General features: G+C 54.5%; 12 protein-coding genes and 2 pseudogenes. 10 read left to right on the top strand and 4 right to left on the bottom strand.

Going from position 1 to position 15356, the window contains the following annotated elements:
* Positions 1-1647 carry an amidohydrolase gene (locus AC2FIS_RS12290; RefSeq protein WP_496773613.1) on the top strand — a complete coding sequence of 549 codons (1647 nt, stop codon included), beginning with the start codon at positions 1-3 and terminating at the stop codon, positions 1645-1647.
* Positions 1647-3134: a M81 family metallopeptidase gene (locus AC2FIS_RS12285; RefSeq protein WP_496773612.1), complete on the top strand. Its 1488-nt coding sequence runs from the start codon at positions 1647-1649 to the stop codon at positions 3132-3134. Before AC2FIS_RS12290 ends, AC2FIS_RS12285 begins: the two co-directional genes overlap by 1 nt.
* A gap of 113 nt (positions 3135-3247) precedes the next feature.
* Here AC2FIS_RS12285 and AC2FIS_RS12280 read toward each other — a convergent pair whose 3' ends face one another.
* The 4 genes and pseudogenes from AC2FIS_RS12280 to AC2FIS_RS12265 form a co-directional block, all read right to left on the bottom strand.
* The gene (locus AC2FIS_RS12280; protein ID WP_496773611.1) at positions 3248-3490 is read right to left on the bottom strand and encodes a hypothetical protein; all 243 of its coding nucleotides are present in this window, start codon (positions 3488-3490) and stop codon (positions 3248-3250) included.
* Positions 3477-3640 (bottom strand): annotated as a pseudogene (locus AC2FIS_RS12275) (DDE-type integrase/transposase/recombinase); the annotation flags it as partial. The gene AC2FIS_RS12280 and the pseudogene AC2FIS_RS12275, both read right to left, overlap by 14 nt.
* Before the next feature lie 55 nt (positions 3641-3695).
* A pseudogene (locus AC2FIS_RS12270) lies at positions 3696-4150 on the bottom strand (IS6 family transposase); the annotation flags it as partial.
* Positions 4151-4304: 154 nt separating this feature from the next.
* Positions 4305-4940 carry a TetR/AcrR family transcriptional regulator gene (locus AC2FIS_RS12265; RefSeq protein WP_496773610.1) on the bottom strand — a complete coding sequence of 212 codons (636 nt, stop codon included), beginning with the start codon at positions 4938-4940 and terminating at the stop codon, positions 4305-4307.
* Positions 4941-5067: 127 nt separating this feature from the next.
* Here AC2FIS_RS12265 and AC2FIS_RS12260 point away from each other — a divergent pair, with 127 nt between their 5' ends.
* Genes AC2FIS_RS12260 through AC2FIS_RS12225 form a run of 8 tightly spaced genes read left to right on the top strand, consistent with a single transcriptional unit; the run spans position 5068 to position 15160 of the window.
* Positions 5068-5937: an ABC transporter permease gene (locus AC2FIS_RS12260; RefSeq protein WP_109310913.1), complete on the top strand. Its 870-nt coding sequence runs from the start codon at positions 5068-5070 to the stop codon at positions 5935-5937.
* Entirely contained in the window at positions 5934-6722 is a 789-nt protein-coding gene (locus tag AC2FIS_RS12255) for an ABC transporter permease (RefSeq protein ID WP_496773607.1), read from the top strand. The genes AC2FIS_RS12260 and AC2FIS_RS12255 overlap by 4 nt, the downstream gene beginning before the upstream one ends.
* Positions 6719-7816 (top strand): ABC transporter ATP-binding protein, encoded by a 1098-nt coding sequence (locus AC2FIS_RS12250; RefSeq protein ID WP_496773605.1) that lies wholly within the window; start codon positions 6719-6721, stop codon positions 7814-7816. Before AC2FIS_RS12255 ends, AC2FIS_RS12250 begins: the two co-directional genes overlap by 4 nt.
* A gap of 17 nt (positions 7817-7833) precedes the next feature.
* Entirely contained in the window at positions 7834-8895 is a 1062-nt protein-coding gene (locus tag AC2FIS_RS12245; RefSeq protein WP_496773603.1) for an extracellular solute-binding protein, read from the top strand.
* Positions 8896-8955: 60 nt separating this feature from the next.
* The gene (locus AC2FIS_RS12240; RefSeq protein WP_496773601.1) at positions 8956-11016 is read left to right on the top strand and encodes an oxidoreductase; all 2061 of its coding nucleotides are present in this window, start codon (positions 8956-8958) and stop codon (positions 11014-11016) included.
* Positions 11016-12248 (top strand): aromatic ring-hydroxylating oxygenase subunit alpha, encoded by a 1233-nt coding sequence (locus AC2FIS_RS12235; protein WP_496773599.1) that lies wholly within the window; start codon positions 11016-11018, stop codon positions 12246-12248. Before AC2FIS_RS12240 ends, AC2FIS_RS12235 begins: the two co-directional genes overlap by 1 nt.
* Positions 12241-13803 (top strand): trimethylamine methyltransferase family protein, encoded by a 1563-nt coding sequence (locus AC2FIS_RS12230; RefSeq protein ID WP_496773597.1) that lies wholly within the window; start codon positions 12241-12243, stop codon positions 13801-13803. Before AC2FIS_RS12235 ends, AC2FIS_RS12230 begins: the two co-directional genes overlap by 8 nt.
* On the top strand, positions 13796-15160 hold the full coding sequence (locus tag AC2FIS_RS12225; RefSeq protein WP_496773595.1) for an aminotransferase: 1365 nt from the start codon (positions 13796-13798) through the stop codon (positions 15158-15160). The genes AC2FIS_RS12230 and AC2FIS_RS12225 overlap by 8 nt, the downstream gene beginning before the upstream one ends.
* Positions 15161-15356: the final 196 nt, after the last annotated feature.

Here is a 15356-nt window from a genome sequence, read left to right as displayed (position 1 = left end):
ATGCCAAGTACACTTTTTTTCAACGGCACAATCCTGACAATGGATGCGCAGAATTCTTCGCCGGAGGCAGTTCTGACCGAAGGAGACAGGATCAAGGACGTTGGAACCGAGGCCGATCTGCGCGCTTGCATGCCTGCGGATACTCAGGAACGCAACCTGCAAGGGCGCACTCTGATGCCCGCGTTTATTGACCCTCACGGGCATTTTCCAGATCCGGGATTCATCCGGCTGTTCCGTGTTGATCTGTCGTCGCCTCCTTTAGGGGACTGCCGGACCATGGCGCAGGCGTTGGACAGGCTGCTGAAAAAGGCCAGCGCAACGCCCGAGGGTGAATGGATCATGGGGGTGTCGATTGACAATACCTCTATTCTCGAAAGTCGCATGCCGACGCGGGCCGAGTTGGACGACGTATCGCAACGTCATCCAATCTGGGTAATCCATGCCTCAGGCCACAATGGTGTGGCCAATTCTCTTGCGCTGGAAAGGCGCGGTGTAACCCGTCTCACACCTGACCCAGACGGCGGCCGCTTTGGCCGTGATCCCGAAACCGGAGCCCTAACGGGATTGATCGAAGGGTTATCGGCCATGGGAGAGATGGGCGATACCGATTTCCTGATCGACCGCGAAAGGTTCTGGCAGGGCTTTGACGCCTGCCGTGACGAATATCTGACCCATGGGGTGACCTATGCCCAAAATGCCTGGACGTCGCAAACTATGCTGGATCACTTCGCCAGCCTGCCCGCAGATCAGGATCCGGGAATTGATATCGAGCTGCTACCCGTCGGAAGTCTGGAGCCAGAGCTAAGCACCCAATGGATCGGCACGAACTGGCCCGGCAACCCGCATTTCACACTGGGTCCGCGCAAACTGTTCACGGATGGGGCCTTTCAGTTGCAGACCGCGTATCTGACTGTCCCGTATTTCAAGCCGACTGATCCAGATCATCCTCGTGGGATGACTTACACCTCGCAAGAGCAGCTGGATGCTGATGTCAGCAAACTCCATAGCAGGGGTTTACAGATTCATTGCCACTGTAACGGCGATGCCGGCGCCGAGATGTTCATTGATGCGGTTGAAAAAGTACTGCGAGCGTATCCCCGCGCAGATCATCGTCACACGATTATTCATGGCCAGGCCCTGCGGGATGATCAGTTAGAGCGTATGGCCCAACTTGGCCTAACCGTTAGCTTCTTTCCCGCTCATGTTTATTTTTGGGGGGATCGCCACTACGACACCTTCCTGGGTCCCGAGCGGTCCGAGAGGATATCCCCGGCAGCATCAGCCGAGCGGTTTGGCGTGCGTTATACGATCCACAACGACGCGTCGGTCACGCCAACACGTCCAATCCATCTGGCCCATTGTGCGGTAAATCGGAAAACCTCTTCAGGCCGTGTGCTTGGCGAGGATCAGAAGATCAGCGTTCTTTCAGCTTTGCGTGCCCAAACCATCGACGCCGCCTGGCAGGTGTTCAAGGAGGATCGGCGCGGATCTATCGAGACGGGTAAAGTTGCAGACTTCGTTGTCCTTTCGCGCAATCCCCTTCACGATCCGAACCGTCTGAATGATACACAGGTGATCGAAACGATCCGCGCCGGTCAAAGTGTTTTTGCTGCAACGCGTGCCAAAAAAGAAATCGAGCACACCTAATGACGACCAAGCGTATTGCGATCGCGGGGTTTCAGCATGAAACCAATTGCTTCGGTGTGTCAAAGGCCGGTCTGCACAAGTTCGAGATGGCAGATTCTTGGCCCGGCATGTTGCACGGCTCACAGGTTATCTTGGAAACTGATGGTATGAACCTACCTGTCGCCGGTTTTGCCGCGGCGGCTGCCGCCGGAGGGTTTGAAATCGAGCCGATACTGTGGTGCTCAGCCGAGCCGTCCGCTCATGTAACCGATCACGCATTCGAAACGATTTGCGGGAAGCTGTTAGACGGAATTAAAGAAGCGGGTCATATCGACGGCGTTTTTCTTGATCTCCACGGGGCAATGGTCACCGAAAGTTTTGCCGACGGCGAAGGAGAGATACTGCGTCGTGTGCGTGAAGCCGTGGGCCCCAAAATTCCAGTGGTTGCAAGTTTAGACCTGCATGCCAACATATCTGCTCAGATGGTGGAACACGCGGATTACCTGTCGATTTTTCGCACCTATCCCCATTTGGATATGGCAGAAACTGGTGCACGATGCGTTCCTGTCCTGCAGTGCCTTTTCGATGGCGAAACAATATTCAAAGCGTTCCGAGCGGTGCCTTATCTCATCCCCCTGCACGCGCAATATACTGGTGCTCCGCCCTTCGACGAAATCTATCAAGTTCCAGCAAGGTTGGAGCAGCAGGGAATCCTGGCAGAGATCGCTCTAGGTTTTACAGCGGCAGATTTCCCAGACACAGGCCCGTCTTGCGTTGTCTACGCCGCCACTGCCAACAAAGCTGCCGCTGCTGCAGACGAGATCGTCAATTTGTTTATGGCCCGTGAAGCGGATCTTGATTGCTCAATGCTGTCTTTGGAAGAAGCGGTTTTGACATGCCGTCAAAGTCGGGAAAAGCCGGTTCTTTTGGCAGATGTTCAGGACAACGCCGGTGCGGGCGGGACGTCTGATACCACTGGGTTGCTGGCAGCACTGATTGAAGGTGGCACAAAGAGTGTTTTGATGGGCCTGTTCCATGATCCGGAAAGTGCAGAACAAGCCCATGCGGCAGGTGAAGGTGCAATGGTCAAACTGGCGATCGGTGCAAAGTCCAACTTAGCTGGGCACGTTCCGATCAAAGCAGAGTTTGAAGTACTGGCCTTAGGGGATGGCACATGCCGCTATACTGGTGAAATGTATGGCGGTGGTGTAGCAACGCTTGGCAAGACAGCTGCACTACGGTTGGTTGGTTGCGAAGCCGAGATCGACCTCGTTGTCACAAGCCTACCTAATCAATGTCTGGATCGTGCACATTTTACTCATATTGGGCTTGATCCAACGCATTATTCCGTCGTCTGCGTAAAGAGCACGACGCATTTCAGGGCCGATTTTGAACCCATTGCAGCCGACGTTTTTGCCGTTTCCGCACCAGGTGCGTTTCTGTGCAATCTGGAGCAAGTCCCCTATTCCAATGTCTCAACCAGATTGCCCAACACCGCCAACAGATAATGGTGTCAAATGATCGACTTGGTGCCCAAGTTGGGCTTTGATCAAGTAACTCTTATGTTGTTTGAAGTAGGCGCTTGTGGGTCCAAGTAGGTCTTTTGCTAAGAAATGGTTTGTTACTCATCGCTGCCACCAAGAAGTGGACGATGAGAAAAACAACGACGTGTCCCGGCGAGGAAATCGTCAAAGAAATCAAGCGTGTTATGTGCAAGCAGAATTCCGGCGAAGAGGAGATTCGGATCGTACTTGATGGGTTTCGTGACGATGACAGCGTAGCTGAGCTTTGCCGTCGTAAGGGGCAATCGCAGAGCCTCTAATTCAAGTGGTGCAAAGATTTCAAGCGGCTCGGGTGGCGGCATGTGAACGTAGCTTGTCTATGATGTTTGTTTGGGAACGAAACCAAGACGCATTATCAGGCGATGTAACAGCCGTTTTAAAGCCCGTTTGTCCCGTTTCTGTTGGAGCATTTTGTCCAACACGATGCCATATTGATCGACCACACGCCAAAGCGGGTTTGTCGCAAACTTTGGCTTGGTTCAAATCCATCGCTCTGATTAGGCGAAGTTAGCCTGTGAGCTTTGCAAATTGACGGAAACCGTTTGTCGAAGGCCCAAGCTGTCCATTCCAGATCATGTTGGCGGTCTCAATCCCCGAGAGTGTTGCCGCAGGCGAGATGAAGCGTTTGAAGCCGACATCGGTCTCGTGATCCGTTTCGGAATACCATTGGTGCACAGAGCATTGACGAAGAATATCTTTGCGGACTTGGTGTCTCGTTTCTCGGATAGCATGAAATCAAGCGTTTGCCTGTCGCGATCTACGGCTCGATACAGATACGCCCATTCACCACGAACTTTGACATAAGTCTCATCCATACGCCAAGATTCAACGGTGTTGGTCTTCCGTTGCTGAGCCGCGTGAGCGGCCAAGGGTGAATACTTGATGACCCAGCGGTTAAGCGTTGCATGATCGACCATCACCTCACGTTCCGCCATGATCTCTTTCAGTTCACGGTAGGCGACGCCTTACGGGACATTCCCAAGTAGCATTGCAGACCAAGCCCCAGTTGGATCAAACCGCGCGAAGGTGCAACATGCCGGTCAAGAATTGCGAGAAAGCAGACAGCTTTTAAAGAAGGGGTTTTGTCTCTACCTCAAATCTGAGCGTCGCCAAGCCTCACAGCATGAATTTGCCTGGGAAAAGCCCACCTAAAAACCTTCGAATAAGTTCAGCAGAGCGTCGTCGCGAAAAAATCTGCATATCAGTCAGGTAATTTACCCACATACCTTCCAGTAGGGCCAGCGTTCCGCTGGTGGCATCATTCACCAAGTTCGGATCATGTCCGTTTTGTTGGGCTATCTCCGTGAACGCACGCCGCAAAGTCTCGACAAGTTTGGGATCCTGAGTGCTGCTGTATCGGGCAATACCTGGGTGTGAGCTCGCGATGCCGCGGAATGCATGCCAGATTTTCGTACTTCGTGGATTGAGCAAAGCTTCGGACAGATCCGCCTCGATCACAGCCATCACTCGGTCTTCGGGCGATGCATCCGAGCCCAGATCGGTCAATCTGTCCATCTCGGCATAATACTCAGTACTGAAATGCTGGGCCGCTGCGGTCAGCAAATTGTCCTTCCCCCCGAAATGCAAATGGATCATTCCGCGCGACAGACCTGAGCGCTCGCAAATGCGACTGACCGAGGTATCGGTAACTCCAATATCAGCAATAGTATCCAGTGTCGCCTTGATCAGAAGCTGCCTGTTGGCTTCTGGGTCGCGCTTCGAGCTACGCTTTCTTCCTTTAGGATCTGTCACTCTATTCAATGATTCCATTAGCTTAGGGTCTTCTCATATGGGCAGCTCACAGGGAGATTGACACGAAAGGCCTTTCTGGCGCAACATTAAATGGACGATCGTCCATTAGAGACTCGTAAGTACCGAGATGGGAGATAGGGTGATTTTTCGTAGCGAAGCGTCCCGGGGTTATACCCTCAGCGCACCAGCCACGGCATACGTGGGGTTTCTGGTGGCGGCGCCTTTGGTGATCCTGATCGCCTATTCGTTCTGGACCCAAACCTACGTAACGCTCGACAAGACACCGACGCTGAAAAACTATAGCGACGCGCTTGCTGATCCGCTGGTTCGACACTTAATGCTAAGGTCGATCTGGATTGCCGGAGCAGTTACGGTAGTCACTGTCGCATTGGCCTATCCCATCGCGTACTTCATCGCGATGAAAGCCCGGAAAAAGACCATCTGGCTTCTGCTCATCACCATTCCGTTCTGGTCCAGCTACCTCCTGCGCGTATTTGCCTGGAAACTCATCCTTGGGTTCAACGGGGTGATGAATTCTGCACTACTGATGCTTGGTCTAATCGACGAACCGCTCGACTTCTTGCTCTATAATGAATTCGCTGTCGTGCTGACGCTTGCTCATGCGTGGGCACCTTTTGCGATCCTGCCGATCTATGTCTCGTTGCAGAAGATCGATCCAAGTCTGTTGGAGGCCGCCACAGACCTCGGCAACAGTCCTTTGCAACGCTTCATGCGGGTGACGCTGCCGCTGACGATCCCTGGGATCATTGCGGCTTGCCTGATTATCTTTATCCCCACAGTCGGTGACTACGTGACCCCAGCACTGGTCGGCGGATCGGACGGGAAGATGATCGCCAATCTTATTCAGGTGCAGTTCGGGGCCGCCAACAATTGGCCTCTCGGCGCCACACTTTCGCTGATCGCGATGCTGTCGGTCGGCTTCGTCGCCATCGTGTTTGTCATTACCGCCACCCAGCTTGGGAGGAGGATCAGATGAAGCGCCCCTCGACCCTGACAGCCTATGCTTTTCTGTATTTGGTTTTTCTGTACCTGCCGGTTCTTTTCCTACCTTTGTTCTCGTTCAACAGCGGTACAATCGTTGCCTTTCCGATCAAGGGCTGGACGCTGGACTGGTATCGGAAGCTGGGCGAACAGGATACGTTGATCCAGGCTCTTTGGAATTCGCTTGGTGTTGGCACGGTCGTCGCAATTCTATCCACCGCCATGGGGCTGTTCGCTGCGCGCGCCTTTGTTCGATACCGTTTTCGGGGCCAGCGCGCCGCTGAAGGTCTGGTAATGCTGCCTTTGGTTATTCCTGGCATTATCGTGGCTTCGTCAATGCTGGTTCTGTTTCTGTTTCTCGGTCTCAAACCATCTCTGCTGACAGTTGTTCTGGGCCATACGTTCCTCGCCTTGCCATTTTCCGTTTCGATCTTGAAGTCCGCGTTCGATGACTTCGACGCGTCGCTGGAAGAGGCATCTTACGATCTGGGCGTCGGCGTGTTCGAAACCTTCCGCCGCGTGACGCTGCCGGTCGTTTCCCCCGGTATCGTAGCCAGCATGCTTGTCACTTTTACGGTCAGCTTCGATGAGTTCGTCCTGGCCTTTTTCCTGTCCGGAAACCAGCCAACCCTGCCGGTCTATATCTGGAGCCAGATCCGTTTCCCCGCCAAGCTTCCAAACGTTTTGGCCTTGGGCTCTATCCTGCTGCTCACCTCGGTTCTGCTTCTGGTACTGGCCGAGTATTTCCGGCGCCGCTCATCCGCATCAGAGGTCCAATGACAGTCAACAACATCATAGAACTCAGGGGCGTCGAAAAGCGCTATGGCACGTTCCTGGCGGCCAGCGGGATCGATCTCGATCTCAAAGAGGGCGAGTTTTTCTCACTCCTCGGCCCCTCGGGATGCGGCAAGACCACGGTGTTGCGGATGATCGCGGGCTTCCAGGAACCGACCGCGGGTACCGTGCTGATCGACGGTCAGGATATGGAAGGTGTGCCTGCCAACAACCGTCCAACGAACATGGTCTTTCAGAGCTACGCCATCTTCCCGCACCTGAACGTCGGGAACAACGTGGCCTATGGCTTGCGGGGCAAGGCGCCCAAGGGTGAGATCGACCAGCGTGTGGCCGAGGCCCTGGAAATGGTCGAGCTGGGCGGTCTTCAGGATCGCGGCGCAAGTGAATTGTCGGGTGGGCAGCGGCAAAGGGTGGCGCTTGCCCGCGCGCTGATCATGCGACCCAAAGTATTGTTGCTGGACGAGCCCTTGTCAGCACTCGACAAGAAGCTGCGCGAACAGATGCAGTTTGAAATGCGCAACCTGCAGCAATCGCTTGGCATCACCTTTGTGATGGTCACCCATGACCAATATGAGGCGATGACCATGTCCGATCGTATTGGCGTGATGTTCAATGGACGGCTCAAGCAGGTGGACACACCAACCACGCTTTACGCCCGTCCTTGTGATCAGCAAGTGGCCAGTTTCATCGGTGAGATGAACATTCTGCCTGCCCAGATGTTGGGCGAAACCGGCAATATGTTGTCGATCGATGCAGCCGCCTTCGGGCGGATTGAGATTGAGAGAAACCCCAACGTTGCGACCAGCTCTAAAGACATGAACATCGGTATTCGCCCGGAACAATTGGAAATCGCTGCTGAAAAGCCCGAAGACTATCCATCAACGGTTCAAGGCACTGTCAGCAACGTCGCATTCTATGGCGAGAACATTCACTACCACATTCAGGTGGCGGGAGCTGGGAAACCAATCTCGGTCTCAGTTCCAAACTATTTTCACACGGTCGATTTCAAACGCGGCGACGCAGTTTGGCTGGGGCTTCAGGGGGCAAGCGTGATCGATCTAGGTACAGACACAAAGTAAAATAGTGGGAGGATAAAATGAGACTTCAGGGAATTGCGGCCTTCGCATGTGCGACGGCGATAAGTACGGGAACTGCCATAGCAGGTGGCGCTGATCTGACGGTTTTTGACTGGTCGGGATATGAAGATCCCGGGTTCTTTGCCAGCTACATGGAAAAATACGGGAACGAGGCACCAAGCTATTCCTATTTCGGAAGTCAGGAAGAAGCCTTTACGAAACTAAGTTCGGGTTTCACGGCTGATCTGGCGCATCCTTGTTCTGACGCGGTCCGGAAATGGGTCGCAGCCGACCTGATCCAGCCGCTGGATGAAAGCAAACTGACCAACTGGGCCGATGTTCTGCCCGAGATCAAGGAAGTCGACGCCATCGTCCTAGACGGCAAGCTTTACATGTTGCCGTTCGAGTGGGGGAACACGGGCCTTATCTACCGCACCGACAAAATCTCAGGCGATGATATCTCGCTGCAAATGCTGGCGGACCCGGCCTATACAGGCAAGATCGCCGTCCCGGATGCCGCGTCATCTGCGTACGCCCTGGCTGCGCTGGCCACTGGAAACGCCGACGATTACACCAATCTGAGCGACGAGCAGTTCAAGGAAGCATCTGATTTCCTGCGCTCGATCCACCCGAACATGCGCTTTTACTGGTCCGATGCGGGTCAATTTGATCAGGCCATGACCAGCGGTGAGATCGAATTGGGTTGGGCCTGGAACCAGTCAGAACTGAACCTGATCTGGAACGAAGTGCCTGCCGCGATGATGCGTGATGTCGATAAGGGCATCGCGACTTGGGCGTGCGGTTACGTGCATCTGAAGTCTTCCACGACTCCGGTCGATCAGGTCTATGATCTGTTGAACGCGCTCACTGACCCTGCCAGCGGTCAGTACATCATCGACAACTGGGGCTACCCACATTCCAACGCAAAAGCGTTCGAAGTTGCCGATCAGGCCAACATCGAAGCCTATGGTTTTGCTGACCCTAAAAGCTTCTTCGAAGGCAGTTTGTTCTTTGATGCGGTGAATCCCGAGCTTGAGGCGAAAATGCTGGCAGAATTTGAACGGATCAAAGCCGGCTTCTAACACAACCACTTTTCCGGGGCCTTACGGCTCCGGATCCCAGATACAGGAAAACGCGTGAACATGTCGAACGCGAACCCATATGCTCTGCTTTTTGAACCGGTTCAGATTGGACCAGTCACAGCCAGAAATCGCTTTTATCAGGTGCCACATTGCACCGGGCTGGGGCATGTCCGACCGCGGGCGGATGCCGCCGTTCGTGGGATGAAAGCCGAAGGTGGGTGGGCGGTGGTTTCCAATCAGGAGACCGAGATTCACCCAACCTCAGACCTGTCTCCTTACGCCGAGGGGCGGCTATGGGACGGGCGCGATGTTCCCGCATTGCGGCTGATGACGGATGCGGTACATGCGCATGGTGCGCTGGCCGCTATCCAGCTGGTGCACAATGGCAACCATGCGCAGAACCTGCTGACCCGGGCTCCGGTTCTTGCACCTTCCGAGATGTCTGTCGATACGACGCATCCCAAGCAGGCGCAGGCCATGGATAAAGCTGATATTCGCGAGTTCCGCCGCTGGCACCGCGAGGCCGCCCTGCGCGCGAAAGATGCCGGATTTGACATCATTTACGTCTATGCCGGACACAACATGACGTTGGCGCAACATTTCATGCTGCCGCATATGAACCAGCGTAGTGATGAATATGGCGGGTCGCTTGAAAATCGCGTGCGCCTGACACGCGAACTGCTGGAAGATACCCACGAAGCTGTAGGTGACAGCTGCGCTGTGGCGCTCCGTTTTGCCATTGATGAGATGGTGGGCGCTGACGGCATGCAGGCTTCAGAAGAAGGCCGTGCCGTGGTCGAGCTTTTGGCCGATCTTCCTGACCTATGGGATGTGAATGTAGCCGACTGGTCCAATGACAGTGCCACAACCCGCTTTCAACCGGAGGATGGCTATCAGAACGCATTTCTGTCGCACGTCAAACAGATCACACGGAAACCTGTGGTTGGTGTCGGTCGCCTGACGTCCCCCGATATGATGCTGTCGATGGTCAAGAAGGGAATTGTCGACCTTATCGGGGCCGCGCGACCTTCCATCGCGGACCCATTCATTCCCAAAAAGATTGAAGACGGCCGCATTGACGAAATCCGCGAATGCATCGGCTGTAATATCTGCGTCTCATCTGACAATCTGGGCATCCCGATCCGCTGCACCCAAAACCCGACCATGGGCGAGGAATGGCGCCGCGGTTGGCACCCCGAGATCATTGCGCCGAAAAAGAGCAACGCGGATACTTTGGTTATTGGCGGTGGCCCCGCCGGTCTTGAATGCGCCACGCAATTGGCAAGGCGAGGATATCAGGTGACCCTGGCCGAAGCTTCAGCTGAATTTGGTGGACGTGTTGCAATGGAAAGCAAACTTCCCGGCCTCGCGGCTTGGTCCCGCGTCGTCGATTATCGCCTGAATGACCTAAAGCAGCGCGGCAACGTTCAGTTGTTCACTGACAGCAGACTTGATGGCGATCAGGTGGCAGAGCTTGGCATCGAACACGTCTTTGTGGCCACCGGTAGCCATTGGCGCACTGATGGCATGGGGCGCAACACCCAGCGCCACCAACCCACGATTAAACCCGATGCCATAGTGCTGACGCCCGATGACATCATGAACGGCATTCTGCCTCCGGATGGACCGGTGATGATCTATGATGATGACCATATCTATCTGGCAGGTGTGATCGCTGAAAAACTGGCGACCGCCGGATACCAGGTGGTCTTCGTCACGCCGGAGAGTTTGGTCTCAGCTTACGCCGTCAATACTTTGGAGCAGCCTCGTATTCAGGCCCGCCTGATCGAACTTGGTATCGACATTCGCTGCAATCAGGTGCTGACGGCGGTTGAAGGTGACGTGGCACGCATCGGGTGTGCCTTTACTGGTCGCGAAACAGATATTCCTTGTGCCTCGACAATTCTGGTGACCGAACGCCATCGAGAGACAGCGCTTTATGACAGCTTGTGCGGGCTCGGGTTGAAGACCCTCGAACTTATTGGCGATGCCGCGTCGCCGGGATTGATCGTGGACGCAGTCTTCGCAGGCCATCGCGCCGCCCGCGATTTTGAACGCCCTAAGGCAGAATCAGACAAGGACTGGTTTCGCCGCGAGATAATCGATTTGGAGGACACGTGATGAACAGCCGACCGTTTGAATTAGATGCTTTGATGGCCTCGCACCAGCACGGCCACGCGCTGCCGCGTGAATTCTATACCTCGCAAGACATCTATACCTATGACATTGCCCAGGTCTGGAACCGTAACTGGCTTTGGGCAGGGCATGTCAGCCAAATCCCAAACCCCGGTGACTATTTTCTGTTCGACTATGGCCCGGAGAGCATCATTATTGTTCGCGACCGCGAAGGAGAAGTTCGCGCTCATTTGAACGTCTGTCGCCATCGTGGATCTCGCGTCTGCACTGAACAATCCGGCAACTCCCGTGTTCTAGTTTGCCCGTATCACGCCTGGACGTATGAGCTATCGGGGAAACTTCGTGCAGGTCACAACATGGGGGAACACTTTGACCCCTCCAAATTCGGGCTCTTTCCCGTTCAGGTGAGTGTCTTCAAAGGCTTGATTTTTGTCTGTGCCGATGCAAACACGCCATCGCTTGATCCTGTCCTCAGCCAGCTTTCGCCACTCGTCGAACCCTATGGCTTTGACGATCTGAAAGTGGCGCATACGGCGTCATTTCCCGTTCCCGCAAATTGGAAACTGGCGGTTGAGAACTATCTTGAATGCTACCACTGCGGACCTGCGCACAAAGAATATTCTCGCTCTCATAGCTTGAAATCGCCACAAGACATGGCTGGCTTGGTCGAACCGCTAAATGCAAGGGCTGTAGAAGTCGGGCTGACACCTGATGAATTGGCGCTTGTTGGCGAGGCTGCGCCCACCCCATTCACCAGCGGGTACTATCGGCGCTACCCACTTTACCAAGGTTACAAAACCGGCAGCAAATCGGGCGAGGCGCTTGCGCCATTGCTTGGAACGCTGAAAGGCTTCGACGGTGGCGCAACTGACTTTGATATTGGTCCATTGAATTGGTTCCTGATTTATTCGGATCACATGGTGGGTTACCGCTTTGTTCCACGTGGTCTGCAGGAAACCGACATTCAGGTGGTCTGGCTGGTTCGCGCTGATGCCGAAGAAGGCCAAGATTTCAACAAAGAAGACCTGACCTGGCTTTGGCATGTCACATCTTTGGATGACGAACGTATCATTCGCCACAACCAGTCCGGTGTGAATTCTCAATACTTCCAACCGGGGCCCTTGGGCGAAATGGAAACCTCGATCCAGGATTTTTACGATTTCTATTTCGCCATGATCAGTCAGGAACCAGAACAAAGGATGGCCGGTAATGGTTGAGGTAAAATCACGCCGTCGCGGTGGTGGTGGGCGCGCCGCGCGCATAAAGGTGCAACAGGCGACCACGGGCAATGAGGCCGTGCGTGGAGGTTTAAGCGGCGGGCGCTATAAGCCGTTGACCCAATCAGATATGGAGAACATCCACCAAGCGGCCCTGACTGTTCTGGAAAACACCGGCGTCACCGACCATTTCCCAGAGCTGCTTGATCTGGTGCTGCCCAAGGGCGCGGTGATGAATGACCTCAATCGGCTGTGCTTCCCACGCGCCCTGATGGACGACATCCTGGCTGGTGCTGCCAAGGAGTTTTATGTCTATGCCCGCGGTGAGCGTGAAGGCGAAGACGACATGCATTGCAAGGCAGAGAGTGTCTATTTCGCCAACTCTGGCACCGCCGTCACAACCTTCGATTCCGAGACCAAAACTTATCGCCCTTCGGTCCTGCGCGATGTTTATGATTTCACCCGTTTGGTGGACTGTTTGGATAACATTCATATGCTGGGCGACACGGTTTTGGCCACCGACGTGACCGATGATTTCGCTCACGACATGAACACCATATACGCCATGCTCGCAGGTAGCCAAAAACCTGCCTGTCTGACCTTTCGCGACCGCAGCCATATCCCACATGCCATTCGCATGTTTGATATGGCGCAAGGTGGTGAAGGCGCTTTCATGAAAAAGCCAAGCGTCATTTTTGGCGGCTGCCCTATGGTTTCCCCTTTGCGGATCGGCAAGGAGAACATGGAAATCCTGATTGATACTGCCAAGTTGGGCCTGACGGTCGATCTGGCTGTGCCTCCTCAGGCCGGGGCCACAGCCCCCGCGACGCTTGCGGGAACGCTGGTACAAACCGTGGCCGAAACGCTGGCCTGCGTTGCCATTGTAAACCTCATCAACCCGGGCTGTCCGGTCTGCTTTGCCGCCTGGCCCTTCATCACTGACCTGCGCAGCGGGTCGTTCACCGGCGGCAGTGGAGAGCAGGCCCTGATCGGTGCGGCAGCCATTCAGATGGGCAATTTCTACGGCCTTCCTACATCCGTTGGTGCAGGCATGACCGATGCCAAAATACCTGACGCGCAATACGGGTTGGAAAAGGCGCTAACCTTCACGCTTGCCGCTCATGCTGGTGCCAATCGTCTGTGCGAGTTCGGCGGTATGATTGGCAGCCTGATGGGATGCAGCTTTGAAAGCATGGTCATCGATGACGAAGCGGGTGGTATGATCCTGCGATCGTTGCGCGGGATAGAGGTCACAGATGAAACCATGGCGGTGGATGTGATCCACCAGTGTGCCATCGACCCAGGTCATTTCCTCGGCAACCCACACACGCTGAACTATATGAACAGCGAATTTGTCTACCCGCGGCTCATGGATCGTGAGCGTACAGATACATGGGAAAACGAAGGTAAAACTGATCTGCTGGACCGCGCCCGTGACAAGGCCAATTCCATTCTCGACAGCCATTTCCCCAACTACTTCGGCGCTTCAGACGCTCAGGTGCGCGAAGAGTTCCCAATTGTGATGAGCGCAGAAAGCATGGCCCGCCGTGGATAACTCTAACGCCAAGCACTGGGACAACGACCACTTCCTGCACCCGTGGGAAGGAATGGCAACTTTGGGCGAAAACGACCGGACATTTATTGAAGGTGCCAGCGGCATCCATGTCATGAACGAAAAAGGCGAACGCTTGATCGACGGACCGGGCGGCATGTGGTGCACCCAGATCGGTTATGGGCGAGTGGAGATGGCCGAGGCCATGGCTGAGCAGGCTCGAAACCTTGCCTATTTCTCGCCCTTTAACAACTCCAACTCGACTGCCGCGCGGTTCGCACGCGAAATCGCCAAACGTGCGCCGGGCGACTTGAACAATGTCTTTTTTACCACCGGCGGTTCCACTGCGGTTGATACGGCCATCCGGTTTGTTCATTTCCGCAACAACCTCTTGGGACGCCCCAAGAAAAAGAAAATCATTTCAAGGCAAAAAGCTTATCACGGAAGCACATATCTGGCGGCCAGCATCAGTGGAAAAGAGCGTGACAGGCTTTGGCTCGACAAGGCGGATGACCTCGCACATTTCCTGCCAGACGTGAACCCGCTCTATCGTGCACCTGGTCAAAGCGAAGAAAGCTTTTTGAAAGAGAAAGTTTCGGATCTGGAAAACGCCATTGTGACGCTGGGCCCAGAAAATGTTGCCGCGTTTATCGCCGAACCGGTTCTTGCCTCTGGTGGCGTGATCGTGCCGCCAAAAGGATATCACCAAAGCTGCCTAAACATCTGCAGGAAGTATGATGTTCTATATATCTCCGACGAAGTGGTGACTGCTTTCGGGCGATTGGGCCGTTGGTTTGCGTCTGAGGCAGTTTTCGGCATTCAGCCAGACATAATCACCTGTGCCAAAGGAATGACATCTGGGTACGCGCCGATGGGCGCCGCGATTATCTCGGACAGATTGATCGCCGATGTTGCGGGAAAAGATGCAACCTTTTCTAATGGCTATACCTATTCAGGTCACCCGGTCAGCGCGGCCGCTGGTCTGAAAAGTATGGAAATTATTGAAAGGGAAAGGCTTCTCGAACACGTTCGCAGGGTCGCTCTGATTTTTCAGGATCAACTACAGCAGCTTCGTCAGATTGACATCGTTGCCGATGTGCGCGGCATGGGGTTGATGGGATGCGTTCAATGCTCAGTCGATGGTGATCCCCAGAGCGATCTGGGGTGCGACTACGAAATTGGCGGCCAGATCGATATCGAATGCCAGAAACGTGGGCTATTGGTTCGACCTGTGATCAACATGTGTGTTCTTTCACCGCCCCTTATTATTAGCGAAAGTGAAATTGAGCAGATGTTTTCAGTCTTGCGCAAAGGGCTTGAAGCGACAAGTGCGTGGCTCGGCGGGATCAGAGGCCAATGAATTGCCTGCGCTCTTGTTGTGAATGTCCGGCGATCAGGGGACCACTGCAGCATTTGAGTTCAGTGCTCAATGTCATGTGTGGATGGCTCCTGCATTGCAAGCGCAATTTTGTGATTGCAATATTCTGTCAGTACAGTCGTGTGTCCGGCCTGTTTGCGTGGCAGTTGCCACTGGCCCTGATGAGTTCCGCAAGTAA

This window comes from Ruegeria sp. CDSB113 (assembly GCF_059611045.1).
Note: the sequence above shows the minus strand (reverse complement) of the source record. Positions and strands in the feature narration are given on the sequence as shown.

Bases quoted from the DNA above. Each gene is read 5' to 3' on its own strand.
- AC2FIS_RS12245 (WP_496773603.1), top strand. From the start codon at position 7,834: ATGAGACTTCAGGGAATTGCGGCCTTCGCATGTGCGACGGCGATAAGT.
- AC2FIS_RS12250 (WP_496773605.1), top strand. From the start codon at position 6,719: ATGACAGTCAACAACATCATAGAACTCAGGGGCGTCGAAAAGCGCTAT.
- AC2FIS_RS12280 (WP_496773611.1), bottom strand. From the start codon at position 3,490: ATGCCGCCACCCGAGCCGCTTGAAATCTTTGCACCACTTGAATTAGAG.
- AC2FIS_RS12230 (WP_496773597.1), top strand. From the start codon at position 12,241: ATGGTTGAGGTAAAATCACGCCGTCGCGGTGGTGGTGGGCGCGCCGCG.
- AC2FIS_RS12240 (WP_496773601.1), top strand. From the start codon at position 8,956: ATGTCGAACGCGAACCCATATGCTCTGCTTTTTGAACCGGTTCAGATT.
- AC2FIS_RS12255 (WP_496773607.1), top strand. From the start codon at position 5,934: ATGAAGCGCCCCTCGACCCTGACAGCCTATGCTTTTCTGTATTTGGTT.
- AC2FIS_RS12290 (WP_496773613.1), top strand. From the start codon at position 1: ATGCCAAGTACACTTTTTTTCAACGGCACAATCCTGACAATGGATGCG.
- AC2FIS_RS12260 (WP_109310913.1), top strand. From the start codon at position 5,068: ATGGGAGATAGGGTGATTTTTCGTAGCGAAGCGTCCCGGGGTTATACC.
- AC2FIS_RS12285 (WP_496773612.1), top strand. From the start codon at position 1,647: ATGACGACCAAGCGTATTGCGATCGCGGGGTTTCAGCATGAAACCAAT.
- AC2FIS_RS12235 (WP_496773599.1), top strand. From the start codon at position 11,016: ATGAACAGCCGACCGTTTGAATTAGATGCTTTGATGGCCTCGCACCAG.